Annotated in this window: 22 protein-coding genes and 1 pseudogene; 7 read left to right on the top strand and 16 right to left on the bottom strand. The window is 43.4% G+C overall.

Annotated elements, in window-relative coordinates:
* The first annotated feature begins 44 nt into the window (after nucleotides 1-44).
* Nucleotides 45-1454, top strand: a complete 1410-nt coding sequence (locus L0P88_RS10740; RefSeq protein WP_247134569.1) for an MBL fold metallo-hydrolase — start codon at nucleotides 45-47, stop codon at nucleotides 1452-1454.
* A 271-nt stretch (nucleotides 1455-1725) separates the two neighbouring features.
* Here the strand turns inward: L0P88_RS10740 and L0P88_RS10735 are convergent, their stop codons facing one another.
* From L0P88_RS10735 to L0P88_RS10725, 3 genes are all read right to left on the bottom strand, one after another.
* Nucleotides 1726-2619: a universal stress protein gene (locus tag L0P88_RS10735; protein ID WP_247134568.1), complete on the bottom strand. Its 894-nt coding sequence runs from the start codon at nucleotides 2617-2619 to the stop codon at nucleotides 1726-1728.
* Between the two features lie 197 nt (nucleotides 2620-2816).
* The gene (locus L0P88_RS10730) at nucleotides 2817-3989 is read right to left on the bottom strand and encodes a serine hydrolase domain-containing protein (RefSeq protein WP_247134567.1); all 1173 of its coding nucleotides are present in this window, start codon (nucleotides 3987-3989) and stop codon (nucleotides 2817-2819) included.
* Nucleotides 3989-4837 (bottom strand): universal stress protein, encoded by an 849-nt coding sequence (locus tag L0P88_RS10725; protein WP_247134566.1) that lies wholly within the window; start codon nucleotides 4835-4837, stop codon nucleotides 3989-3991. The genes L0P88_RS10730 and L0P88_RS10725 overlap by 1 nt, the downstream gene beginning before the upstream one ends.
* A gap of 134 nt (nucleotides 4838-4971) precedes the next feature.
* Here L0P88_RS10725 and L0P88_RS10720 point away from each other — a divergent pair, with 134 nt between their 5' ends.
* Nucleotides 4972-5226 carry a hypothetical protein gene (locus tag L0P88_RS10720; protein WP_247134565.1) on the top strand — a complete coding sequence of 85 codons (255 nt, stop codon included), beginning with the start codon at nucleotides 4972-4974 and terminating at the stop codon, nucleotides 5224-5226.
* Nucleotides 5227-5239: 13 nt separating this feature from the next.
* On the opposite strand, the gene L0P88_RS24130 is transcribed toward L0P88_RS10720, so the two are convergent.
* The 10 genes and pseudogenes from L0P88_RS24130 to L0P88_RS10675 all read right to left on the bottom strand — a co-directional run bounded on the left by L0P88_RS24130 (nucleotide 5240) and on the right by L0P88_RS10675 (nucleotide 16096).
* A complete protein-coding gene (locus tag L0P88_RS24130) occupies nucleotides 5240-5380 on the bottom strand; it encodes a chaperone modulator CbpM (RefSeq protein WP_409557715.1) in 141 nt (46 codons plus the stop codon).
* Between the two features lie 38 nt (nucleotides 5381-5418).
* Nucleotides 5419-5613: pseudogene (locus L0P88_RS10715) on the bottom strand (DnaJ domain-containing protein); the annotation flags it as partial.
* On the bottom strand, nucleotides 5614-6405 hold the full coding sequence (locus L0P88_RS10710) for a DUF6544 family protein (RefSeq protein ID WP_247134564.1): 792 nt from the start codon (nucleotides 6403-6405) through the stop codon (nucleotides 5614-5616).
* Nucleotides 6406-6533: 128 nt separating this feature from the next.
* Complete coding sequence (locus L0P88_RS10705; RefSeq protein ID WP_247134563.1) at nucleotides 6534-7832, bottom strand: TolC family protein; 1299 nt, start codon at nucleotides 7830-7832, stop codon at nucleotides 6534-6536.
* Complete coding sequence (locus L0P88_RS10700) at nucleotides 7819-10965, bottom strand: efflux RND transporter permease subunit (protein WP_247134562.1); 3147 nt, start codon at nucleotides 10963-10965, stop codon at nucleotides 7819-7821. The genes L0P88_RS10705 and L0P88_RS10700 overlap by 14 nt, the downstream gene beginning before the upstream one ends.
* Nucleotides 10966-10974: 9 nt before the next feature.
* Nucleotides 10975-12075 carry an efflux RND transporter periplasmic adaptor subunit gene (locus L0P88_RS10695; RefSeq protein WP_247134561.1) on the bottom strand — a complete coding sequence of 367 codons (1101 nt, stop codon included), beginning with the start codon at nucleotides 12073-12075 and terminating at the stop codon, nucleotides 10975-10977.
* Nucleotides 12076-12079: 4 nt separating this feature from the next.
* A complete protein-coding gene (locus L0P88_RS10690; protein ID WP_247134560.1) occupies nucleotides 12080-12436 on the bottom strand; it encodes a hypothetical protein in 357 nt (118 codons plus the stop codon).
* The gene (locus L0P88_RS10685; RefSeq protein WP_247134559.1) at nucleotides 12426-13364 is read right to left on the bottom strand and encodes a DUF6268 family outer membrane beta-barrel protein; all 939 of its coding nucleotides are present in this window, start codon (nucleotides 13362-13364) and stop codon (nucleotides 12426-12428) included. Before L0P88_RS10685 ends, L0P88_RS10690 begins: the two co-directional genes overlap by 11 nt.
* 148 nt (nucleotides 13365-13512) lie before the next feature.
* Entirely contained in the window at nucleotides 13513-14772 is a 1260-nt protein-coding gene (locus L0P88_RS10680) for a hypothetical protein (RefSeq protein WP_247134558.1), read from the bottom strand.
* Entirely contained in the window at nucleotides 14762-16096 is a 1335-nt protein-coding gene (locus L0P88_RS10675; RefSeq protein ID WP_247134557.1) for a DUF4270 family protein, read from the bottom strand. The genes L0P88_RS10680 and L0P88_RS10675 overlap by 11 nt, the downstream gene beginning before the upstream one ends.
* Before the next feature lie 213 nt (nucleotides 16097-16309).
* Here L0P88_RS10675 and L0P88_RS10670 point away from each other — a divergent pair, with 213 nt between their 5' ends.
* From L0P88_RS10670 to L0P88_RS10650, 5 genes are all read left to right on the top strand, one after another.
* Nucleotides 16310-17185 (top strand): DUF6268 family outer membrane beta-barrel protein, encoded by an 876-nt coding sequence (locus tag L0P88_RS10670; RefSeq protein ID WP_247134556.1) that lies wholly within the window; start codon nucleotides 16310-16312, stop codon nucleotides 17183-17185.
* Between the two features lies 1 nt (nucleotide 17186).
* Nucleotides 17187-18203 carry a Kelch repeat-containing protein gene (locus L0P88_RS10665; protein WP_247134555.1) on the top strand — a complete coding sequence of 339 codons (1017 nt, stop codon included), beginning with the start codon at nucleotides 17187-17189 and terminating at the stop codon, nucleotides 18201-18203.
* An 89-nt stretch (nucleotides 18204-18292) separates the two neighbouring features.
* A complete protein-coding gene (locus L0P88_RS10660) occupies nucleotides 18293-18616 on the top strand; it encodes a DUF4907 domain-containing protein (RefSeq protein ID WP_247134554.1) in 324 nt (107 codons plus the stop codon).
* Nucleotides 18617-18645: 29 nt separating this feature from the next.
* Nucleotides 18646-19695, top strand: a complete 1050-nt coding sequence (locus L0P88_RS10655) for a sensor histidine kinase (RefSeq protein WP_247134553.1) — start codon at nucleotides 18646-18648, stop codon at nucleotides 19693-19695.
* The gene (locus tag L0P88_RS10650) at nucleotides 19692-20420 is read left to right on the top strand and encodes a LytR/AlgR family response regulator transcription factor (protein ID WP_247134552.1); all 729 of its coding nucleotides are present in this window, start codon (nucleotides 19692-19694) and stop codon (nucleotides 20418-20420) included. The genes L0P88_RS10655 and L0P88_RS10650 overlap by 4 nt, the downstream gene beginning before the upstream one ends.
* Nucleotides 20421-20447: 27 nt before the next feature.
* Here L0P88_RS10650 and L0P88_RS10645 read toward each other — a convergent pair whose 3' ends face one another.
* The 3 genes from L0P88_RS10645 to L0P88_RS10635 are packed head-to-tail and all read right to left on the bottom strand — an operon-like array spanning nucleotide 20448 to nucleotide 25539.
* On the bottom strand, nucleotides 20448-22388 hold the full coding sequence (locus L0P88_RS10645) for a serine hydrolase domain-containing protein (RefSeq protein WP_247134551.1): 1941 nt from the start codon (nucleotides 22386-22388) through the stop codon (nucleotides 20448-20450).
* Nucleotides 22389-22400: 12 nt separating this feature from the next.
* The gene (locus L0P88_RS10640) at nucleotides 22401-24764 is read right to left on the bottom strand and encodes an ABC transporter permease (RefSeq protein WP_247134549.1); all 2364 of its coding nucleotides are present in this window, start codon (nucleotides 24762-24764) and stop codon (nucleotides 22401-22403) included.
* 19 nt (nucleotides 24765-24783) lie between these two features.
* Nucleotides 24784-25539 (bottom strand): ABC transporter ATP-binding protein, encoded by a 756-nt coding sequence (locus tag L0P88_RS10635; protein ID WP_247134548.1) that lies wholly within the window; start codon nucleotides 25537-25539, stop codon nucleotides 24784-24786.
* Nucleotides 25540-25588 lie beyond the last annotated feature (49 nt).

Here is a 25588-nt window from a genome sequence, read left to right as displayed (position 1 = left end):
ATGGCCAACAAGAAATCAATTACTTGGCTTAAAAACACATCCTTATGAAAGTAGAGCAAATGTATACCGGTTGTCTGGCCCAAGGGGCCTATTATATAGAAAGCAATGGTGAAGCGGCGATCATAGACCCTTTGCGGGAAGTGGACCCCTACATAAAAATGGCCAAAGAGCGCAATGCCCAGATCAAATATGTATTTGAGACCCATTTTCATGCGGATTTTGTCTCGGGACATATCGATCTCGCTCAAAAAACAGGAGCAAAAATTGTCTATGGACCAACTGAAATGAAAACTGGATTCGATTTCATTTCAGCAACGGACGGGCAAGAGTTTAGGTTGGGAAATGTCGTAATCCGTCTAATCCACACCCCAGGGCATACCATGGAGAGCAGTTGCTATCTCTTGATTGACGAAAATGGCAGGGAAACTTCATTGTTTTCAGGAGACACCTTGTTCATTGGCGATGTAGGCCGTCCAGATTTGGCACAAAAGGTCATTGCAGAGCTGACCCAGGAAAAATTGGCCGGGTTGCTATTTGAATCCCTTAGGAACAAAATCATGCCCTTGCCAAACGATGTCATCGTTTATCCCGGACACGGTGCCGGTAGTGCCTGTGGCAAAATGATGAGCAATGAAACAACAGATACTTTGGGACATCAAAAAGAGACAAACTATGCCCTTGATCCCAAATTGACCAAGGAGCAGTTTATCGACAGTATTTTAACAGGATTAACGCCACCTCCAGGCTATTTCCCCCAGAACGTTCTATTGAACATAAAAGGATATCAGGCCATTGACCATGTCATTGAAAAGGGAACTACCCCATTAGGTATTGAAGCATTTGAAACAGCCTGGGAAGAAACATCGGCCCTACTATTGGATACCAGGGATGCCCAAAAGTTTGCAAGGGGCCATATTCCGGGTTCATTCAATATTGGATTGGATGGGAGTTTTGCCAACTGGGTGGGCACTACCATTGTTGATGTAAAAACCCCCATACTGATCATTGCTGAGGAAGGCAAGGAAGAAGAAGTAGCCATCCGATTGGCGAGAATAGGATTCGACAATGCCCTTGGTTACCTAAAAGGGGGCATGTGGGCTTGGGAACAAGCAGGAAAGCAGCTGCACACCGTAAAATCCATTGGTCCGGAAAGGTTGGAGGAAAACCATGTAGACCTATTGGACGTTAGACGAAAAAGCGAATACAATACGGAACATGTCCTGCATGCCATTAATCTACCCCTTGATTATTTCAAGAACAACCTATCCGAAATAGACAAGAACAAAATCTATTATGTCCATTGCAGAAGTGGGTATCGTTCCATGGTATTCATCTCCATTCTGCGTTCCATGGGCTATGAAAACCTGGTTGATGTCAAAGGTGGTTTTAATGCACTAAAAACGAGTGGAAAATTTGATATCTCCAACTATGTGGCCCCTACCACAATGTTATAAGGACGTGACCACCTTAAACCGTTAGTAAAGGACAACGGTTTGGTAGTGGGATTGCCGATATTACGGTGTACAGTACTGTATTTCAAAAAAACAAACTGTTCATTGGTCTTATTGAGCGTTCCAAAAAGCAGAACTGGGAACCAACATGGTCTTTAGTGAAAAACAACCCGTTGTGCATTTTGTATATAAATAACTATGTCCGCTTCTATGCACAACGGGTATAAAGGGCCCTAATGGATGACCTATATCTTAAAAATTGATTTCATACGCCTTAAACCCATTGCATGCGCAAGCTATCGGTGGGTTCCTCGGTAAGTTTTACCTCAATGCCCTTTTTGTTGAAAACCAACAGTGGTATCGAAATCTCCCCTTCCATGGTCTTTACCATATCCCTGTGAAAAAACCTATCCAAAAAGGAGGAGTGTTCCCGCTCCATCATAACCAGCATCTCGGGCATATCCTTGGATACATGATCAAGTATTCCGGATTCCACATCCTCGGCCCGTTCGGCCGAAAACACAATTTCCGGATAGGCTATCCGCTGGGCAAGGGTCTGCTTAAACCATCTCGCCTTACTTTCAAAATTGAATTCCTTTGCCCTTGGGACATGGATAATCTTGATCAGGGCACCATAAGGTTCGGCAAACGCTACCAAACTTTCTATGGCATAAAAATCCGTTTCTTCAAAATCAGTTGCATAAAGTAGGGTGGAAAGTCCGTGGTAATCAAAATCTTCCGGAAGGATCAACAATGGGCATTCCAAAATCCCCATCAGCTCATTTCCAATATTGCCGGTAAACACGCCCCTAAGGGTATTTGGGCTTTTGACACCCACCAAGACCAAATCGGCATTGATTTTCCGTACAACTTCTGCAATTCCCCTGGTCACCGAACTATTCCTTACCACATGAAAATAGGGCTTGTGGGAGCCAAGTTCAAATTTTAACTGCTCCCTGCAATAGTTGAATAAACTGATGTGCCGATCTTTGAAATAGTTCCTTTCCAAGATACCCCTGGACCTCACCGCAGCTGTAGTGAAGGGCATTAAATCGTAAACATGCACCACATGTAACTCTGCCTTTAAGATCTTGCTAATTCTATAAGCATATCTCAAAGCAGTCGCCTTTTTGGGGTCGCAATCGGTAGCGTACAGAATCGTTTTCATGGTATTCCTGTTTTATATGGATAAAGTTACCTTCCACAAATGCAATGGTAAATGACGCGCGTCATCAGGCTTGGGATTTAACAGTCTTTTACCAATACGCCTATTCCTTATTGAAATCACCACGGCAAACCCGAAGTATGAAAGGGCATCAATAACTTTAAAAGAAAAGCCAGAATTCCTAAATTGAAGTGAGGTCCCTATTTTACCATAGCTGGCAGAATATAGCGCTCCAAAATCTTGAACGGCTTTGGTTTTGAAGTGTAATTCCCCCCTGTAAATACAACAACAGTTTCCAATTTGGGAATGACAATAATTTTTTGACCGCCCCATCCACTGGCGTGGAATGTGGCTATGGGCATGCCCGAAACCTGAAACTCATCCAACCACCAGGAATAGGAATACCCCGTATCGTCCATATCTTCCCCTGGAACCTGAATATTCAAGTTATGACCAAAGGGAATCTTACTTTTCCCAATCCATTCCTTGGAAAGGATACGGTTGTCCTTCCATGTGCCCTCATTTAGATAGACAATGCCAATCTTGAGCATGTCCCGTGGTTTTAGGCGCAGGGCTCCGGCAGATTCATAAACCCCGTTCCCAAATCGCAAGGACCAATCAAAATCAGCTATCCCCAAAGGTCCAAACAAATGCTTTTGGGAAAATTCGGCAATGGTCATTTGGGAAGCGTTCCTGATGATTTCCCCCAAAAGAATCTGGCTGCCTCCATAATAGGAAAAGGAACTGCCAGGCTCATGGACCAGCTCCGCTTCCAAAATATAACTGACCGGGTCTTTTTTGGCGTACCAAATAGCAACCATTGGATTGCTGCGGCTACTGTATGGAGCATTCCACTCGACCCAATCCAGTCCAGAGGTCATGGTCAACAAATGTTCAATTGTAATGCCTTCCTTCTCTATGGTCCTTAGGTGTTGGTGCTCTGGCAAAAAGTCAAAAATGGACTGATTCACACTTTTAATGAATCCCTTCTCCACGGCCAAACCTACGAGGGCGGAAGTAACACTCTTGGTCACGGACATTACACTATGCAACTCATTGCGGTTCCAATGCGCAACCGTGCCATGATGGGATGGAGCGTCCCACTGATAGCGATGTCCTGGGAAATACTCCTCCAAAACCAGTCGTCCATTTTTATAGAGGAGCACCGAATGTATTTCATTAAAATTCCCCTTTTGGATTTTTCGCAATGCCTTAAAAATCCGAGTTGAATCAATACCAACATCTTGTAGTGTTCCAATAGCAATCCCATCTTCCAATTGTTGTGGTACCTGATATGGATATTGTCCGGAAGTATCATTTCGACAACATAACAAAAACAAGAGACACCATGGAACCAGGATGTATTTTACCATTATATCCGCTTTTTATTGATGCTAAGAAGAGGAATATTCCCTTTGGAGGACATCCGCTTTACTTTGTCAATCTCCGTGAATGTTTCCAGGAATCCCCTGTGCCCGCGTTCCAACATGACCAAAAGATGGTTTTTGCCCTTTTTTAGGTAATTGCGTAGTCCTTTGAAGACATTGTCGTTTTTAATAAAATGATACTTGATTTTCCTATAATCCACTTTCTGTTGCAACATTTCCTTGAACCATTCCATTTGGTCCCTGGCATCATTCCCTTCATCCGTGACAATATGGACCACATTTATTTTCGCTTTTAATGGTTTTGCCAAGGTATTTGTGACCCAATCCAATGCGTGGATATCGCTTTCCTCAAAATCTGTGGCATAAGAAATACTATTGATCTCAAAATGATTTAAAACCGGGGGAATGGCAATTAAGGGGCAGGTACTCTTGGTTATCATGTTCTTTGTGCTACTGCCCATAATGGCATCCTTAAGGGCGCTTTTTCCCTTCATTCCCATAATCAGGAGCCGGGCATCAAAACTATGGATGGCATCAATCAATTCTTCTTCAAGAATGGCATTTTCCCTGACTACAACGCTCAATTGCCCTTTTTTGGGCAGTACGCCCAAATGTGTCTTGCAGAAATCGGACAATTTTTGCAGCTCATCTTCAAATGCCTTTTTCTGCAACTTGGCAAACGTCATACTCATAGGGGTTACCAATCCTATATTCATATCGAAAACATGGAGTACAACCAATTTTAACCCAAGCTTTCTACCTAGGGTATAACCAAATTTGAGCGTGGGGATGGCATTTTTGGAATAATCTATTGCGCAGAGTACAGTTTCCATTTTTGAGACTAAGCTAGGTGTACCGGTAAATCGAGGAAATGACCTATATCAGTTAATCCATGAATGGTTGACCCAGGTCATTTTGCAGCATAAGAAAAACGATTAAATTCCGAATCCGTTTTTACGTACTGCCAATGCTTCGTATTCGTTTAAAAGTAATAAATCTGGAAGATTCCCATCGGGCGGGGAAAATTGTCAAACGTCTTAATAGGATTGGCTATGTGGAAAAGACCACAATCGATATGGACAATAAAACCTTAAGTTTTGAATATGCCTCGTATCGCGATATGGACGGTGCCCTAATGGAGTTGCGAAAAATGGGGGTGAAGTACACCAAAACAATGGATTCAAAAAGAACAGTGGACGAAAAAACCAACACCTCAGGATAAATTGACCTTTCCACTACCGATAAAAATACAAATTACGCAGCTTCCTTTGGAGCAATTCCACTTCTTGTTCCAATGTGTGGATCTGCTTTAGCAGTTGATGAATAGCATGCAGCCCTTCCGGGTTGATATCCAATTCCTTATGTAACCGGACCATTTTTTCCAATATTGGCAATGCTTCAAGGGCTACAACAGCTTCTTTGTTTTCTTTGGATCGGACAGTACTTCGTAGTCCTCGTTTATTTGTTTAAACTTCTTTTCTGCTTCGGTATTCTTGGGATTCAAATCGGGGTGATATTTCCGGGCCAGTTTTCGATAGCTTTTTTTAATGGCATCCGCACTGGCGTTTTTGGGTACCCCCAACACCTTGTAATAGTCTATGAAATCCACTCAATCAATTCTATAGTCTATAATTTCGCTGTTGAAATATTCAAAATCACCTTCGACCAAATTCCAAATGGCAGTCATTTTCGTTGGCACATAAAGACCCTCCAGGGTTTCGTAATTTTCCAGTTTGCCCGTGAACCGTTCCAATAGGTCCCCTTTGTACCGGATGGATTCAAAACGCTCTATAAGTCTATGGTCATTAAAAAAGAATATTCCTTCCGTTTGGGTGCTCCCGACGCTAATTTTGGCCCTTACCGATTTCCCATCCAATTCCTCCCAACGAATTGCCGGACTCAAAAAACCTACTGGGTAGAGTGGAAGCTCGGCAAGACACCTGTTCAGGGCACTTTCATTGATTTCCCTGGATAGTTGTACTCCCATGGCCCTTAGTCCCAAAAAGCTTACCCTGACCTCTCCCTTGCCATTAATGCATTTGTCCTTAACAAAAATGGGGAAGCTTCTAGCCGCCCATACAAAACCCGGGGGTACGGAGGTCATGACCTGTTTTGCAGTAAAATCCAGCCAGTTACCCCCTTCTTTTTGTCGTATTCTCCCCCTTTGCTTTATGATAAGATGGCAATCCCTGCACTTTCCCACGACCTTTGCTTTGACCAAATACGCCCTAACAATTTTTGGCAGTACATTTAGTTCTTCCTTGGTCACGGGTAGCTCCGTATTGCCTGATAGATTAAAAAGTGTGTCCCTATCCTTTTCTGTTATATGGTAAAAACGGTAGTGCCCGGCAAAAAGGGATAGTATTAAAAGGAAGATCACCGCAACGATCAGGAGCTCCATAATGACTTTGTTGAAAAGTCAAAATTAAAATACAGGTCAAAATCGGGTTATGATACAAGTCAGTTGTTGGTTCAAAATCCATTCCTTTCTTCCTGTCTTACCGTTTTTGTTCCCTCCAGGATTCCCTTTCAAATCAACTTGCCCATTAATTGCAATAGGTTGATTTCGGCAATCTTTAAATCAAATTTCGATTTGGAAGCATTGTTTGAAGCATTGAAGAAATTGATTTGGGCCTGTCGAAATTCTACGGCGGTAATCTGTCGGAGATTATATTGTTTCTGACTCCGCATAAAGTTTAGCCTATTGGTTTCCAAATTTTTATGTTCGGCTTCCATTTTGTATCGCGCCAAGGTGTACGTTTCAAAAGCGTTGAGCACATCGGTCTGTATCTGATATTGCAGCCGGGCCAGCTCGATCTCCCTATTCTTTTTGGTGATTTTCGCCTTTTTTACCCGCGCAACATTGCTATCATTAAAGATGTTCCATGAAACGTTTAAACCCAGGTTTACCCCGTATGCTTCATTGCTCAATGCAAAGGACGTGGGCGGATTCTGGTTTTCGTTCCATCTATAGGAGCCACTACCACTGATCTTGGGCAGGAACTGTGCTTTGTTTATTTTAATATCTATTTCACTGAGAAGAATATTCTGTTGGGCCAGAACCATTTGAACATTATGTTCATTGGCCTGTTCCAATACCTCGGCCTCCAGTAACTCCGATGCAAAAACGACCGTCGTATCCGCGATGTAATCCGTGTTGACTTCCCTGCCCAAAACTAGATTTAAATTGCGTTTTAGGTTTTTTAAATCTTTTATGGCTTCCCTGTAATTAATGCTATCGGTGTTTAAATCCACCTGGGCATTTAGCTCGTCCAGATAGGTGCCCTGACCGTACTTTAGGTTGTTTTTGGCGCGGATAAAACGATCCCGCGAATTTTCCATGTTCACCTTGAGATTATCCACCACTTGTTGCTGAAAGGCCACGTTAAAAAAACCATCATAAATGGAGGTAATGGTGTTTTCCACTTGTTGACGTTCCTGTAGCTGCTTTAAATCAAAGTTCGCCCGGTTGCTATCTTGGGTAAATTTCCTGACCAAACCATCAAAAATGAGGTATTCCGCGGTTATGGAAGCGTTGTAGGATTCGGTAACGGCACCATCTATTGCCGCAGAATTTCCATCCGAGAAAGTGACATTTTGATTCTCATTGGAATAACTTATCCCTCCACTTGCACTTAGGCTGGGCAGATAGCCACTGTTTAACAAGCTGGCATCCACTTCCGCAATTTTGGTATTATTCCTTGCCACCTGAAGATCATGGTTGTTCTTAACCGCTATGGCAATGGCCTCCTCCATGGTCAATACCTTTTGGGCCATGGCCGTGGCCATCAACAGGAAACAACCGATCAACAAACTAAACTTCAACATTTTCAACTTTTAGTTCTTTAATGGCACGTTCCACTTCTTCCCTTGTGGGTTTTTTTCCTGTGGTCAATTGTTTAAGGGACACTTTTAATCCGTTGACAGTGGAAAGGAAAATGGGCAAGAGAAATAGTGTAAGAACCGTGGCAACTGCTATCCCATAGGCTATGGATATGGCCATTGGAATTAAAAACTGGGCCTGTAAACTGCGTTCCAACATCAATGGTGCGAGACCCGCAATGGTGGTTATGGAGGTAAGGAATATGGCCCTAAAACGTGCCCTTCCCGTTTCGTACAGCGCCTCATTAAACGGCAATCCCGCTTTTAGGAACGAATTAAATTTATTGGTAAATACCAGACCATCATTGACCACTATTCCTATAAGTCCAATAATGCCCAGATACGAAAGGATGCTCATCGAAAATCCATGCAAATAGTGCCCCCAAGCCACACCAATCAGGGAAAAGGGCACAAGGGCCAAAAGGACAAAGGGCTGGCTAAAACTTCTAAAGGCAAAGACAATGACCACATAAATTAGGAAGAGTATCCCCGGAAAAACGGCCGCTACGGAATCGGTAATTTTTGTTGCTTCCCTATTTTGTCCTTCCGTGGATAGGGTCACTTCGGGATATTTGGAGGTAATCCCTTTGGCCACCCTGGTGCTGAGGTCTTGCATTATTTCGGTGGTGCTCACCTTAGGATTTGCGATATCCGCCTCAATGGTAACTTCCCTAAGACCGTCCAAATGATTGATGGCCGTTTCTCCCCGTTCTATGGTATAGGTAGCCACCTGTGATAGGGGTACCCTTCCCTTGGCGGTCTTTATTTCAATGGTACTGATATCATTGATCGTTGAACGGTTTTCCTTTTGGTAGCGTACCCAAATTTTAACTTCGTCCTGACCACGTTGTACCCGTTGTACCTCGTTTCCATAAAAAGCGTTCCGGACCTGCCCCATAAGACTGGAATAGCTTAGGCCCAGTAATTGCGCATTCTCCTTTAGTTTCAGGTTGATCTCCTTTATTCCCTTTGGACTGGAATCCGTAATATCCTTTACGTTCGGATTCTTCTTGAGTTCCATAAAGACCATTTCCTTGGCGCCATTGATTTTTTCGATATCCGTGCCCTGCAACGAAACTGAAATGGGAGCGCCGCCAACATTGGCCCCGGAATTAAAGGTCATTTTTTCTACCATTGCCTGGTTGCCCACCGCTTCACGTATCCTATCGGTTATTTGTACCGACGAAATGGAGCGGGTTTCACTTGGGGAAAGGTTAACCGTGATACTACTGGAAGAACCGGTGGGACCCAGTCGCTTAATGGTTCCAGTGATATGGGAGTCCCCTACTTCATTGGGGCCCAGGTCCCTATTGACTTTCCAAACTTTATCCTCCACAAAAGAGGCAAGGGAATCCGTAATCCGCTCACTGGTGCCCTTTGGGGTATCAATGGAGGCAACTATTTGGTCACTGGCATTGGTAGGAAAGAATGTTAGCTTGATGATACCACTTGATATTGCACCAAGCGTGACGAGAAATAGAAAAAGTAAAATGGAAAAAGAAAGAAATTTGTTCTGGAGGGTTTTTTTATAAAGGGGACTATATATCCTGTCCCTTAAATAGTCCATAAACCGCTCCCCGTAGGTATTGAACCTGCTCAATTTATTGATGTCCTTCAAATCCCTGGAATGGGCCAGGTGTGAGGGCAATATGAGTAAGGCCTCTATTAAGGAAACGAGAAGGGTAAGGGTGATGACCAAGGCAATGTCCTCAAAAAAGTCGCCAATTTGACCATCCAGGAAGAAGAAAATGGAAAAGGCCAGAATTGTAGTGGCTATGGCCGATAGAATAGGCTTTAACACCTCTATGGTTCCCGTAACGGCCGCTTTAATTGGGGAATCCCCTTGCTCCGCCCGGCTATAAATGTTTTCAGCGATCACAATACCGTCATCCACCAGAATCCCAATGACCAGTATCATCCCAAACATGGATAGCATGTTAAGGGTCACCCCATAGTTTGGCAATAGGATAAACATCCCGAAGAAGGAAATAGGTAATCCAAAGGCCACCCAAAAAGCAACCGTGGGCCTTAAAAAGAAAGACAGAATGATAAGGACCAAAAGCATCCCTACCAAAGCATTTTCCAGCAATAGCGAAATCCTGTCCTGTACCAAATCCGCCGTGTTGAAGGTTTCCTTTAATCGAATATTGTCATGTTGTAAGTTAAAATCGGCTATGTATTCCTTTACGGCCGCAACACTGCCGATAAGGTCTTCCGAGTTTGTGTTTTTTAAGTCAATTTGAATGGCTTGTTCCCCATTATAAAAAATCGCATTCGGGTTTTCATCAAAGGAATCCTTAAGGGAGGCAATATCCTTGAGATAGACTTTGCTTCCCGCAATGGTGGACTTGACAACAATGTCCTGTAATTCGCTCGCGATATACCCTTTATTGTCCGCACGTATTAAAAACTCTTCATCAATGGTCTTAATGGCGCCCCCGGACAGTATAATATTTGCTTCTGCAACGGATTGGGCCACTTCTTCAAAAGTTAGGTCATATCCCCTCATTTTATCCTCGGCAATGGCCACTTCTATTTCCTCTTCTGGAAATCCATTTAGGGTAACCTGGGAAATGCCCTCCATTCGCAATAGATCATCTTCAATTTCCTGGGCATACTTCTTTAAAATACGAAGGGGAATATCGTCCCCGGTAACAATAAATGAGATTGCGGGCCGGGTAGGCAATACGGACTCTATGACCGGCGGCTCAATGGTCTTGGGGAAAGAGGGGATTCTATCAACCGCATTTTTTACTTCATCCAGGATGACATTAATGTCAAAATCCGACAACGTTTCTATGATGATCGAGGCGCTATTTTCCTGGGAAACCGAACTGACCCGATCGATCCCGGATATTCCTTTGAGGTTTCGTTCTATTTTTTCCACTATACCTTCCTCCACTTCCTCGGGAGAGGCCCCTGGATAAGCAACCGTTATTTGGATGGTCCTGGCGTCCGCCAATGGGAAGAATGAGGAATTCATCTTTTGATATCCCAAAAATCCAAATATCAAAAAGCCCATGATAAAAATGTTTACCGCAACAGGGTATTTGATAAAATAGCCTATGAACCTTTTCATCAAACCGTTTTAATAATTCACCTTCATTCCGGGATATGCGTTGGCCAACACCTCGTCCAATACGATCATATGGTTGCTTAATCCCTTGACCACCACACTGTCCCGATAATAATTTACAGGCCTCACTTTTTGAAGCGCCAATGCGCTGTCCTTAATAATATAGACGTAGTCATTTTCCAATATGAGGTTCCCTTTTATCCGTATCACGTCCTTGATCTCCGTCCCTTTAATTGTGGCCGATAGATACTGGCCGTCCTTCAAATCCTTGTGCGACACTTCAACAATGGCACCAACGGTCTGGGTACCCTGGTCCACTTTATCATTTATGCGACTGAGCTCCCCCATAAACTCCTGATCATCATCCAGGGTTGACAACTTTACTTTTTTACCTACTTTGATGTACCTATTGGCCGTTGCCGGTATGGCCAATTTTAACTCGAAGACCGAAGGGTCAATGAATTCCCCCAATTTTTGGCCGCTGCGCACCAAAGTCCCGGGATTGACATTGGATTCGGTCACCGTTCCCGTAAATGGTGCTTTAATCGTGTATTTTAAAGCGCGTTCCTGTTGATTTTTTACATTGTAATACGTCTGGAAAACCCCCTTGCCCATTAAAAAGAATTTTTCGAGATCGGATGAGGTATCCGGCAAAACTTCCAATGGACCATCCATTTCAAAAGTCTTGAGGTAGTGCTCCCACTTTTTGGATGCTTCGGGAAATTCCATTTCCATATCGGGCAACATGGCCGCTATCTGACTTACCAGACTACTTTTGTTGGATAAAAGTTGGGCCCGATATTCCCGGTCGTCCAGTTGCAGTAATGTTTCGTTTCCATAAAATGTATTTCCTTCCTTGAATGGGGTTTTACCGGCCAATAGAACCCCTTGGACCTCACTATATACCTCAACTTTGTGTTTGGCATTTACCGTTCCCGTCACTTCTATACTGTACGAAATGGATTTGGGTTCTGCCAAAGCGGTAGCTATCAATGGCGGGCCGCTCTTTTTTGGCGGTTCCAATGCTGTTTCCTTCTTGCCCATTAGGACAAACACAAAAACCCCTAAAGCCATGATCCCAATGCCCAGAACTATTTTTATCAGCTTCTTCATTCCATTAACTCCCCCTTTGCCTTTTCATTTGTTTCCGCATCTCCGGTTCTATCTCATTTTCAAAAATCTCCATTTGTTCTTTGGACAGTACTTCTTCCAGTTCCTCATTTTTTGCTTTTTTGATCTTCTTCATATCCCCCATTTTACTGAACATGGAACCTTCCTTGTTCAGCAATGCGGCTTGTTTCTTTGAATACTTAAGATTTATGGCTTTAACCTGTTCCTTTTGGGAGTCACTCAAATCGAGCTGTTCAATCATTATCGTGTTTTGATAATCGGCCATTTTATTGGGGTCCATTTCCTGACCCATGACCAGTTGTACCAACAAAATGGCCATGGCCATACTTAGTTTAGTTTTCATTACGCGCTTTTTTTAAATCGTTATTTTTTGGTCTTTGAACTACAAATCGCAACCCTGCATTGATGTACGAACCACTATCAGGGTCCAAATCAAGAATTTCATTATTGTCATTATCAAGAACCTTTAACACGGCATTGGGGACAAAACCTCCTTCTACAAAAACGGCCAGGTGCTTGGTGAACCTGTATTGATAAAGAAGACGCGTATTGATTCCGTTAAATTGGAGTTTGGTGTTGGTTAGAAGCCTATCCCCATCAACAGGCAAGGTTTTGGAATTATTGCCGAATAACCCCTGGGGAGAGGCAAAAAGGGAAAATCTATGCCTGTTGTTGGGTCTGTAGGTAATTCCCGTTGTTGGGATACCAAGGGAATAACTCCAATACTGGTTTAATTTCTGGCTTAAGGACACTGCGGGCAACAACCTGGGTTCCCCAAATTGGGTGCCATAAAGTGCTCCTATAAAAAGCGTTGTATTCCTGTTATCGTTCCCCCATTTTTTTATGGCCCCTACAATGGCATTAAAGACAAAATCCTCCGATGTAATGCCACTTTCCAAGTTGGACATCAGGGCCGTACCTCCAGAGACCATTAGGTTTAGGGAGTTTTTTAACGGTTTGATGAATGAAACATTTGCCCTTACCAAATCTATGTTCTCAAAGGAGGAAAGATCGATGAGGTTGGTGGACTCATTAAAGCTAAAATCGAAATTTTGGTAGCTCAACGAGAACCCTACCATACTTTTCCTTAGTGGAATCCCAAAATTGAGATTAAGGCCATAATTGGTCACCTCCGTTCCCCCTAAATTGGGAATGGATGAAAAATTTATCGTTGCCAGGCTTACCTCTTCCGAATCACCACCCATCAACCCCCCTTGGGCATGGGCACATAGGCCCGAGACTAAGACGATATGGAGTATTGCTTTTCTCAATTTTACATTTCTGAAATTAGAGGTAGTCATTAGTACATAAAAAAGTTTTAGACCTGTGGGCTAAAATTCCATACCTGTCCCGTTTTACATCGCACGAATCGGGAAATTCGATTTGGTAGACAAAATCCGTCCATTTGTACATACTTCCTTAGTCAATCTTTCGTTTCACAAACCATATATCCCTAAGACTGAAGTTTATGTTCACGGTATGGACATTTTCTTCAATTAAAATCCCGGTGGTAGCGCCCCTATTTTGAAAGCCGTACGAAACATTGAGATGGGAAAGGGAACGAAGCCCCAATGGAATTCCTATTCCCGCGGTTATATTATAGGCCTCCACAGGATTTTGGTTGATCTCCAAATAGCCTGTGTTATAATTGAACCCGGCCCTGTACTTTATTCTTTTGGCATAGCGATAGCTGTTGGGATCGGCCACATATTGTATGCCGACCGAATAATTGTGTTCATCAACAAAAACCCCAACATTGTCCCTTTGCCCGGTCTCGTTCCATAATCTAATACTGTAGTCCAAAGAAATGTCCAAACCTGGATAGGGCTTGTATAAAATACCACTGTTAATGGAGGTTGGCAGTTCGAAGGATTCAATTTTTTCATCGTTTTCCTCCTCTACCGTCGAGGGAATAAAATCCAATGCTTTTTGCACGGTACGGTCCCTTCTGGCCGATAGTGATGTTGCCAGATCCATGGACCACCCCAAGGTTAATTTGGGAAAGATATCGTATTGCAACCCGAAGCCAAGCTGTAGTCCCCGGTAAACGTTGCGTTCAAGGATATTCAATGTGCTCTCATTCGCAATTTCCTGACTTGCGTCAATACGTTCACGTTCTTCTATTGCACCAAATAGGTAGGAGGCATAAAACCCGGCCCTAAAGGTATTGGTCAGTGACGTTCCATAGGAAAGCCGCAAATCGTTCAGGGCGCCCGTCCCAAATATATTACTGCTGAACGTATCAAAAGAGCCTTCAATATTGCTGTCTATGCCAATGACCGAATACCCAACATCACTATAGGGATTAATGGACAGTCCAAAAGCACTTTTAGGTCCAATGGTGGAGGCAATGGCAATATTGGAAAAATTCCCGGCTATCCTGTTTTCCGTTGCGTTACCGCTGTCTATTTCGCTTACTTCCGCCAAAAACCCAAAATCGAACAAAAAATTCCGCTCCCCCAATTTCCCATAGGAAGCAGGATTGAGGTTGTTGATAAATGAGTCCCCGGAAATGGCATATCCCCCATTGCCCAAAGAATTGTTTATCCCTACGTTTGAGCTACTGGAAACCCCCAGACCAAACAGGGAATAGGGTGATCCGGTTAGATTGTTCGTTTGGGCCCCTACATTGAACCCCAGAAAACCCAATACTATAATATGGCAGGCCCTACTCATCATAAATGGCATAGGTAAGGACAATTCTCGCCCTAAAATCTTCGGCTGTCTCTCCTTGTAAAACCAGGCGGTTCACGGTTTCGTTAAAATTCTCATTAAAGAGGACCAAGGCGTTTTCGGTTTCCGGGCTTTCATTTAATTTTTGATCTAAAAAGATGCCTATGGGCACTTCATAAATCACGGTCCCAAATTCTTCCCCTTCACCTACAAGCACTCCTTGGACCAGTCCCGTGCCCGTTCTAATTTCCTCTATGATCACATTGTTGACATCAATGACCGCAGTACTCAAAGAATCCCGTAAAGGGGTATCATCGGTTACAGCTTCCCGAAGTGGTTTCATATGTAGTTGCGCACTCAATAGGGTACCGGTTCCTGGTATATCGTATAGGGATTTTATGTTTGGAAAGGTCACCTTTGTCGCAAATCCCGTCGCAGATTGAATAAAGGTCAAATCCCCCGATGCCGTGGAGGGTAATTCCGTCTCCTGATCGTCCAGCATATCCAATCCGTTTTGCCCGGAAAAGGACTGTACATTATGAAAGGCGGTCGGGGTACTCGAGAATGGATTGATAACTAAATCCAGGACTTCCTCAGTATCGTCAAATTCTTCAGGGATCGAATAGAAAAAACGCAGATAGGTATCCTCTTGATTTCTGGAGAAGCCAATGACGCTTCCGTTGTCCTCCGCTCCTGGGACAAGGACAAATCCCGGTAGGTTGTCCCGTAATTCCGAGTTGTTATTGATTTCATTGTCCAGGATTTTATCAAATAAATCCTGCCCAAATTCATTTGGCAATGAAATATGAAGTGAATCCTCATCCAATGGCTCCGGTAGAAACGCCTTTACGATCAAAGGGATGCTATCAAAGGACAAGGAACTCGTATTGTAAAATACACCCTCTTCAGGGACCACTTCTTCCAACAGCTTATGGACATTAAGGTGTATCACTTTTGTGGTATCCTGATAGAAATAGTCATCATATCCCAGGATTAGGGCAACACTGTCCAATTCGGCATCGGAAGAAATATCGTAGGCATTGCTATCTGATGCTGCGTCAGACGAAACGAGCTCAAAAAATGCCCTGGATTCCACCGTTCCGAAATAGTCGTCCAAGAATTTACCGAACAACAATCGATTACTGCTCGAAGTATTGATGCTGTCAAACTTAAACGTGCTCATGGTCAATTCAAAGGTGTCCAGTACGATCAATCGAACATTGGAGTCAACGAAATCCTGTCCGACCTCCAACGTTGGTATTTCGCCAGAGTCAAAGGAACAGGCGACCACGCAAAAAAATAGTATGACACAAAGAGAGAGCTTTCCCATTTTTGGGGCAAAGAAACCATTTGAAGAAAAATGCAAAGAAGTATTTATACCGATGGGGAAGTTCTCTCGACCAGAACATCTTTTTCATCTACAAAGATGGATAGGACCCCATCTGTAGTGAAAAAGTCAAAATTGGTCATAACAAATTAATCCCCTGTATAATATTTTTAATTGGGCTGGGCCTGAACTCTAGATTTGGGAAAAAATAATGCGTTGAAACAAACGTGGATAAAAAGTATTACCCTTCTAGTTTTCATTCAAGTGAACGGCCAGCTAAAGGAATATGGTAACGAAATAGGATTTCAATATGGGGTTGCCCCAAGTTTGGGGAAACATCAATTGGAGACCTATCACTACACCTTTAGGAACAGGTCGAAAGTCTGGAATGTGGCCTCGCTTTTTGAAATCGAATATTTGAACACCCGGTTCGCATATTTTGAGGTTCCCGGGGAATTAAATTTGGAAGAATATGAGCGTCTGCATCTGGTGAACTTGAAATTGGAAGGTGTAAAGGCACTTTCCAACCAATGGGATTTGCTCTTTCAGTTCAATCCCCAACTGTCCTCCAATTTTTCGAGTGGTTTGAGTTTCGATGATAGTATTCTGGCATTTAAGATTGGGATGGTCAAAAACTGGAAGGAATCCAGCTTCTCTATAGGAATAGCAAGGAACACCTTATTTGGAGAACCCACGATTACCCCGTTTTTGAGCTATGCAAAGAAAATCAATGAGCAATTCCATTTTCAGTTGGGGTTTCCCCAAACACTCATGGGATTTGCCTTTGATCAGCGGCACAAATTAACGGCAAGTGCCCTGTTACAGGGAAACTCCTATAATATTACCGGAAGTGATTCCTTCCCGGAATTGGGTACCATTTCCCGGACCAGGCTAAATTTTACCACTTACAACCTTTCCCTTACGTACACTTATAGAATTCAACCCCATATTACAACGGTCACGCAGTTGGGGCTGCTCGCAGGGAATACGCTTGAGGTAGAAAATACCGGTGGTGATTCCTTATACCGGTTCAATACGAATCAATCCCTGTATTTCTCCATGGGACTTCAATATAAACTAAACAGGAACTAAAATGATTGACAAATTGTACGATAGAAAGACAAGTATCCTAACAAAGGCATTTGCTGCAGGAATCCTATTCGTTGGCATGGTATCGTGCTCCAATGACGATGATGATGATGAAAATATTGGAAACTGGGTGGACCGATCCATCTTTGATGGTACTCCGCGTAGTGGTGCTTTTGCCTTTACCCTCGGGAACTTCGGATACATGGGAACTGGTTTTGATGGTGATGACCGTTTATCGGATGTTTGGGTCTTTGATATGGAAGGGAATTTCTGGGCACAGCTGGCCGACTTTCCAGGTACCCCAAGAAGTTCCGCGGTAGCATTTGCATTGAACGGCAATGGATACGTTGGCCTCGGTTACGACGGGGACGATGAACTGGGGGATTTTTACCAATACAATATTGCCAGTAACACCTGGGAAAGTATCGGTGATTTTGCCGGGACCCCAAGGCGGGGTGCAATTGCCTTTAATTCCACAACAAATGGGTATGTAGGTACTGGTTTTGATGGGGACAATGACAAAAAGGATTTTTGGCGTTTTAACCCTGCGGACAACAGTTGGGAAGAGCTTGTGGGTTTTGGAGGCAACAAACGTAGGGAGGCCACCACATTTTCCATTGGGAATAGGGTCTATATGGGGACCGGTGTTTCAAACGGACAGTTTCAAACCGATTTTTGGGTATTTGACCTCGATACGGAACAGTGGAGTTCACTGTTGGATTTGGATGATGATGAAGACAACTTTATCATTAGGAACAATGCCGTTGGATTTAGCATTGGCGATAGAGGATACTTCGCCACGGGAGATAACGGTTTTGGGGCTTCCACCAGTGTCTGGGAGTACAACCCAGCAACAGACCTATGGGAGGAAAAAACGGAATATGAAGGTATCACAAGGCAAGGGGCAATAGCTTTTTACAATGGGACAAGGGCCTTTCTTGCCCTTGGCCGAAGTGGAAACCTGTACCTGGATGACAATCGTGAATTTTTTCCCAACGAAGAAGAGGATGAAGACGACTAATAGCAATACATTTTTAGTATTTTTTTCATAATTCATTGGTAATAAACCGTATTCCTGAAAATGGAATACGGTTTAAAAATGATAACTTGATGAACCATAGGGCATTGCTTTGGATTATAGCGGTAATCATTCTAATTTCTGGGATTGCCTCCGTTGAATTTTTACGGACAAAACCGAACAATGGGTATGAGCTACAAGTTGAAGAAATGGGTACGGGATGGATGTACCGTATTTATGACAAGGGGAAATTAGTGATACAACAGCAGACGATTCCCGGAGTTTCGGAAAGAAAACCCTTTGCAACAAGAAGGGATGCGGAAAAAGTGGGTTCCTTGGTAATCCATAGATTGGAAAAGAATTGTTCTCCCCGAATTTCCAAGGTAGATTTGGAACAAAATGAAATAGCCTATTAAGCGTTGGATTGTACACGAACAAAAGGAAATTGAAAAGGACCATTAAAATAAAGGAGGTTTGGATTCATGTCATCGTTTGGATATGTTTTTTTTCATTGCCCATTGGCATGAGTTTTTCCCAGCTTGGAAAAATTGATCCCAACTTTTTGCCAAGGGCCATAATCAATCCGCTGGTATTGGTATATGTCAACTACCTTATTTTGGTGCCCAAGCTTTTGCTTAAGAAAAAACTGCTTCTTTATATTGTCGTCTCCATCCTTTTCATTTTGGCATTTAATTTCATCATTACCGAGTATTTTTTTCCGGCACCGTTCAAAAGATTCTTGGAACTATCGGATACAATGCCCTTTGACGAAAGAAGGAGAATGGCCCCTATACAACAGTTGCCTTATGCCGTGTCCTTTATCTTTTCCCTGGCATTTTACCTATTGGGGGGTATTTTGGCGTTGGTAAAGGATTTTTATAGGAAGGATCAGGTCAATCAGGAAATCAAGGTACAAAGTAAGGAAACCGAGTTACAGTTCTTAAGGGCGCAGTTAAACCCCCACTTTCTGTTTAATTCCCTCAACAGTATCTATTCCCTGGTACGGAACAAATCCCAGGAAGCCCCGGAAGCGGTCATCACGCTGTCTGAGCTTATGCGGTATATGCTTTATGAAGCCAGGGAAGAGATGGTTCCCATATCAAAGGAGATCAACTACATTAAAAATTTTATGGAACTTCAACGGTTTCGACTTCAGGATAGCAGTGGTCTTCACCTTAAAATTGTTGGAGAGTACCAGGATAAAAGGATTCCCCCATTATTGCTCATTCCATTTGTGGAGAATGCATTTAAATATGGAACGGATTTCAACGGAAAAACGGATGTGAGTATCAAAATGGAGATTATTGAGGACGATTTCTTTTTTGAGGTCAAAAATAAGATCGGAAACCACCGTAAGGATAAAATAAATTCCGGTATCGGATTGAGCAACATAGAAAACAGGTTGCGTTTGATCTATCCGGAAAACCATATGTTGCGAATAAACAAAAACGACGGAATCTATTCCGTACAATTGGAACTAAATCTCGCCTCATGAACTGTATAATCATAGATGATGAGCCTTTAGCAATTGGTATTCTTAAGTCGTATTGCGAGGATGTTGGTGGATTGAGCTTAATTGAAACGTTTACCAACCCTTTGGATAGTATTGGCCTGATCCAAACCAAGAAAATTGATCTGGTGTTCCTGGATATTGAAATGCCACAAATCTCAGGGATTGAATTTGTGAAATCCATGGACAAAAAGCCCCTTTTCATATTTACGACGGCCTATCCCGAATTTGCTTTGGATGGTTTTGAGCTTAATGCCGTTGATTACCTGGTCAAACCCATTCCCTTTCCACGATTTGTTACCGCAATCAATAGGGCAAAAGAACTTATGGCATTACGTAGGGGAATGGGAAAAATCGAAAATGTTTCCTCTGCCAGTGGTTTGGGTTTGGACACCAATCAATTCATTTTTGTAAAATCGGATTATGGCAATGTCAAAATCAAACTAGAGAACATTACCCACATACAAGGGCTTAAGGACTACTTGAAAATTCATATCGACAATGAAAAAAAGCCAATTCTAACTTTGATGAATTTTAAGGATATCGACGCAAAATTGGCAAACAATAATTTTATTCGGGTGCATCGATCCTTTATTGTAAACATCAATAAAATTCATGCCGTGCAAAAAAGCAAAATCATAGTCCATGACATTAGGATTCCCATAGGCGATAGCTATAAAGTGGATTTTTTTAATCGAATCGGATTGTGATCATAAATCATGACACCCCAAAAAGATTCATTGATTTCCACCATTAAACTCCAGGGAATTCAACAATGGGGAAATCACTTGTTGTAATATCAAGGTATGATTTTCCTTTTTGGATGTGATTTCGAAGTGAATGGGTATGTGGTTCTTTTCATTGTAAAAGAGGGTATGCACCTCCTCTCCATGGGCACCCAACCTAACCGAACTTTGGTGTTTCCAGACATACTGCCCTTGCCGTATGCCAAACCAGGGACTTTCATTGGATGTGCGTTTGGAAACCTTAGCAATGGCATCTTCCACTTTTTTCCTGGAACCCTTTACGAATCCCCGTAACCGCGTACTGGGATCATTGGGATCATTGGCCATAAAGCCATCGGGCAGTTTTTGCAATGACCAGTCCTTGGGGAGCAAGAAGCCCAAATGGGGCCCGGGTTCCACTTTTTTATACCGCTCCATGCGTTGCTTATTTTCACGGATATATTCCACTCCCCCGCAAAAGAGCCCCTTCATCTTGCCATCCGGAGTCAACTTAAATTGGAACCTTTGCGGTATCCCCATATTGCGCCCGATGGCCAGGGAAGGCGTGGCAAAATCCAATTTAAAATGATTGATCGTATTTTTACCCCTGGTCATCATCGCCTCAAGGCCCTTATCTCCCCGTCTTATCTCCAATGAAAGTCCAAAATACATCCAAAAATCACCCCCTTTTATTTGAACAAATTCACCAACGTACTTTTCCATACGTTCTTCCTCTAGATAAAAATCGTTTAATGATGGATCGGATATGGTAGGGCGTCCAAATTCGGTAATCGGTTCTCCGGCGGCAATATGTAGAATGTTATTGACCAAATTAAATATGGTGGGGTACTGATATTGATCGATAAAGGTTAAATCTATATTGGCCAATAAAGTAGCTGCCCTGTTATTGGTCAAATCGATCATGGTCATGGAGGACATCTTTCCCGTACTTCCGCCATGATGGACAATTTTTCTGCCTTCAATTTCAGATATCATCCATCCCAGGCCATATTCTATGGGCTTGCCATCACCTCCCTCATCTTCCGTAAGTCCGGGAAAGGAACTATTTGGGGACCACATTTCAGCAATGCTTTCCTCGGATAGCAACCGGGCATTTCCAAATTTGCCTTGATTGAGTAGGGCCATCAAATAGTTTCCAAGATCCTTGGCTGTGGATCGCGTTAACGATCCCGCGGGAATATACTCCCCAGACTCAAACTGTCTTTCCCGGAGTGCAGGAGTTGCTTGGTAAATTCCTTGATAATGGCCTTCCAAAGCGCCCAATGCCCCAAACCTTTCCGGGTCGGTAGACGTGCTTTTCATGGCCAAGGGGCCAAATAGTCGCTTATCCAGATATTCTTTATAGGCCAGGCCCGAAACCTGACTTATCAGGTATCCCGCAACACTGAAGCCCAGGTTACTGTATTCATACACCGTTCCCGGTTCCCTGGTTATAAAGATACTCTTTAAGTTTCGGGTCAGCGCTGCCAAGGCATTATCGGAAAGGTCGTAAGAGGGTTCCGGGTTGGCCTGCAACCCACTGGTATTATTGATGAGCATCCTAACCGTAACCTTATCGCTCATGTCTTTGTTTGCCGTCCTGAACCAAGGCAGGTAGTGGACCACCGGGGTATCCAATTCCAAATCCCCCTGTTCCACCAATTGCATTATGGCCATGGCGGTCATTGATTTGGTAAGGGAACCGATTGCGTTCACCGTTTGCCCGGTAAAGGGTTTGGCCCGGTCCAAACGTTCTTTTCCAAAACCTTTTTTGTAGACCAATCCCCTTTCATTTACAACTACTACCGAGAATCCCGGAATGATATGCTTTTTATAAACCTCCTTTAAATAATGGTCCAATTTCCGAAGGTCCTGTGCATCAACAGGGTTGGTTGGGCACAAAAAAAATAGTCCAATCAAAAAAAATGTTAGCATTCGTATTTCACGTATCATAGCCCAAGGAGTTTAAACATCTGAGATTATTCTAAAATTTATTTTCCGTATGGCCGAGCCGGCAAACCAGGCGGCTGTTCCCCCCAGGACAAAAAGCGCAACTATTGCCATTACCATACCAATGGGGTAAGGGATAAATGGGAAACGGACCAGGCCAATATCGGCGGTAAGCATATTCATTATTTTAGGACTCCACCAAAGGGATAAAGGAATTCCTATGGACACCCCCAAGCCTAGATTCAGGACGGTTTTCCAAAGCAGGACCATCCTTAGGTCTTTGGAGGTGAACCCCAGGGATTTGAGTTTTACAAAGGAGATTTTATGCTGTTGGATGTAGCTATTCTGATTGTTGTAAATAATCAAAACCAGAACCAGGACAAAGAACAGGGATATGGTAAGGACTGCCATCCGAACATTCATTACCATGGACACCATTGCCTTTCTTTCTTCAACGCTCAGTTCCGTTTGGATGGTTTCGCCGAATTGCTCTTCCAGTTGAGACCGAAATGCATCCCGGTCTGCATTTTGATACAGTTCCAGGCCATAAAACCGGGGTTCAAAAAGGGGGTTCAACCCCAACATTGCCTTTTCTTGCAAACGAAAGCCCTGTCCCAAATTCCCAACATCCTGATATATTCCGCTTATGGTGAACACCTTTTTTTGTCCCTCGATAAAAACGGCAACACTATCCCCTGGGCCCTTATTGAATTCCTCCGCAGTACCAATACAGAGCGATAGCTCATTTGGGGCAACCGGATGGTTTCCCTTAATATTCCCCAGGCCTGTTTTGGAAAGGGCATTGGAATACACTTTTCCCTGTATTTCCTTGATGGCCTTGTTTTCATTGGACAAAATGAACAGATTGGAGTAGTTAAATGGCGAAATCGATCGTATCTCGTCCTTGTATGTCCCCAACATTTCCATCAATTCACCATGTTTGAGGGGAAGAATGATGCTGCTTTTTCGATTGACCACCACATCGGCATTATCAAAACCCCAGCAGGTACGGTCGCTATGAATTTTATCAAAGGAATTCGAGATGTTTGCACAAAAGGTGATAACAAAAACAATTCCGGCCATATGTAGTCCCATAAAAACCAGATTCTTCTTTTTACTACTCAAAAGGCGTCCGCCCAATACCAGGGAGAGTGGGAGCCATAAGGAAGAAAAGGCCCTGGATGTCCTCCCCCCGGAATTTCCCTTTTTTTGGAACGTATTGCGAATGGCCTCAACGGGTTTTACAAGACCCGCTTTTCTAGCCGAAAAAAAGGAGACCAGGAGAACCAACAGAAAAACAATGCCAAAGGACAGCGCAATGGGCCCACTTAAATTGTAAGTAAAATTGGGGATGCCCATAGGTTCCACCATCCAATTGACCACCATACGAACAACGAACCATGAAACCACCAAACCCAGTGGAAGCGCTATCAAGGCAAGAATGCCCAATTGCATTAGGTAGAGGAGTACCATATTTCCAGGGGTGAATCCTACTCCTTTAAGCACCCCAATTTGTCTGTGGTCCGAAAATACATGACTTGATACAGTATGCTTGATGATCAACAGGGATATCAAGAGTCCCATAAGCGAAAAAATCAGAAGAACGGCACCCAGGAGCGTATAAACGCTTGTAAATGCCCTTTTGAAAAGGGGGTGTTGCAGGCTCTTTCCCGAATAATCAAAAGATGCATTGAAGTGCTTCCAAAACGCATCCAGATCAACACCATCCTTAAGTCGAACCCCGATCATAGTATTGTTCAATTCGGAAAGTGGAGCCAAAAAGGGAAGCTCCCCTGGAGCCACCCAAGCCCGGGTAGGATTAAAAATTGCGCTTAAATAGTGGGGATCGACCACAAATGCGGAAATCTTCAGCTCCCGCAATTCCCCATTTAGGTTGAGCCCTAGGGTATCCCCCAGTTGAAGGCCATAATTTCCCTCAAAATGGGTGGGAAGCCATATTTCCCCATGATTCGGGTGGCCAGTGTTCTTCCCTTTTAAAATTCGGATCTGGTCCTGGACCAAATGGCCACTGTGGTGTTCCGTTAACTGGACACTCAGGTCCAATTCGCCCCCCTTGTGGATTAGGGGTGCATTGACCATGATAAAAGGACTTGGTTCTGAAACTCCCCAAACCTCCTCCTGATTTGAAAACCATTGTACCAGTTTATCCTTATCATCGCTCCGAACGTCAAACAACAGCAGGATTTCGGAGGCTTTTTGGTTGTTGAACGTAATGTCAAAAGGCTGTTCAATAATTCGGAGCAGACTTAATGCTATGCTCAGCAGCAGAATGGTCAATATCAAACTAAGACCCACCAAAACAAACGCCCTTTTGCGCTTGATCAGGTATTTTGAATTAAGAAGTAAAAGGCTCTTCATGTGCTTTTGTTTTTTTGGATTACCAGCCTAAGGACCGAAGCCATTGCAGTAGTGCTTCATGGCGCGCCTCCAAATCGTTTTGGGTCCCAAACGTGAATGCGTCCATTACCTGTCCATCCTTGATAAATAGAACCCTGTCCCCATAGCAGGCGGATTTGGGATCATGGGTGACCATAAGTATGGTTTGCCCTTCATTATGAACCGCTTTAAAACAGGAAAGCACTTTTTCCGAGGCAGCAGAATTTAAACTGCCCGTAGGTTCATCGGCCATTAGGATTTTAGGGGTATTGATCAGGGCCCTGGCAATGGCACACCGCTGCCGTTCCCCTCCGGAAACCTGGGACGGTAGTCTGTCCGCCAGGGTCTCTATTTCGAGTTCCTTCATAAGCATCGCCGCCCTTGTCTGTACGACCCTCCTATCCTGCTTGGATAGATAGCCCACAATGAGAATGTTTTCCTTTAGACTTAGCTCAGAAATCAGGTTATGGTCCTGAAAAACAAAACCAACATGATTTCTCCTAAAAAGGGTCATGGTGTTTTCATCAAGTTTATGAATTGGGGTGTTGTTCAAAAAAATCTGCCCGGAAGAGGGTCGGTCCAACCCGCTCAACACATACAGGAGCGTTGATTTCCCTGAGCCCGAACTGCCCATAATAATCGTAAACTCCCCTTCCTTGATCTCCATATTGACATTATGGATTCCAGTATTGCTTTTCGAACCTTCACCGAACGATTTCCCCAGTGCCTCGGTTTTTATAATTGGAACAACCTCCATGATATTTGAATTTTAAAGTTCATTTGCAAAGCACGTATAGCCATCGGTG

The organism is Muricauda sp. SCSIO 64092 (genome assembly GCF_023016285.1).
GTDB lineage: Bacteria > Bacteroidota > Bacteroidia > Flavobacteriales > Flavobacteriaceae > Croceivirga.
Note: the sequence above shows the minus strand (reverse complement) of the source record. Positions and strands in the feature narration are given on the sequence as shown.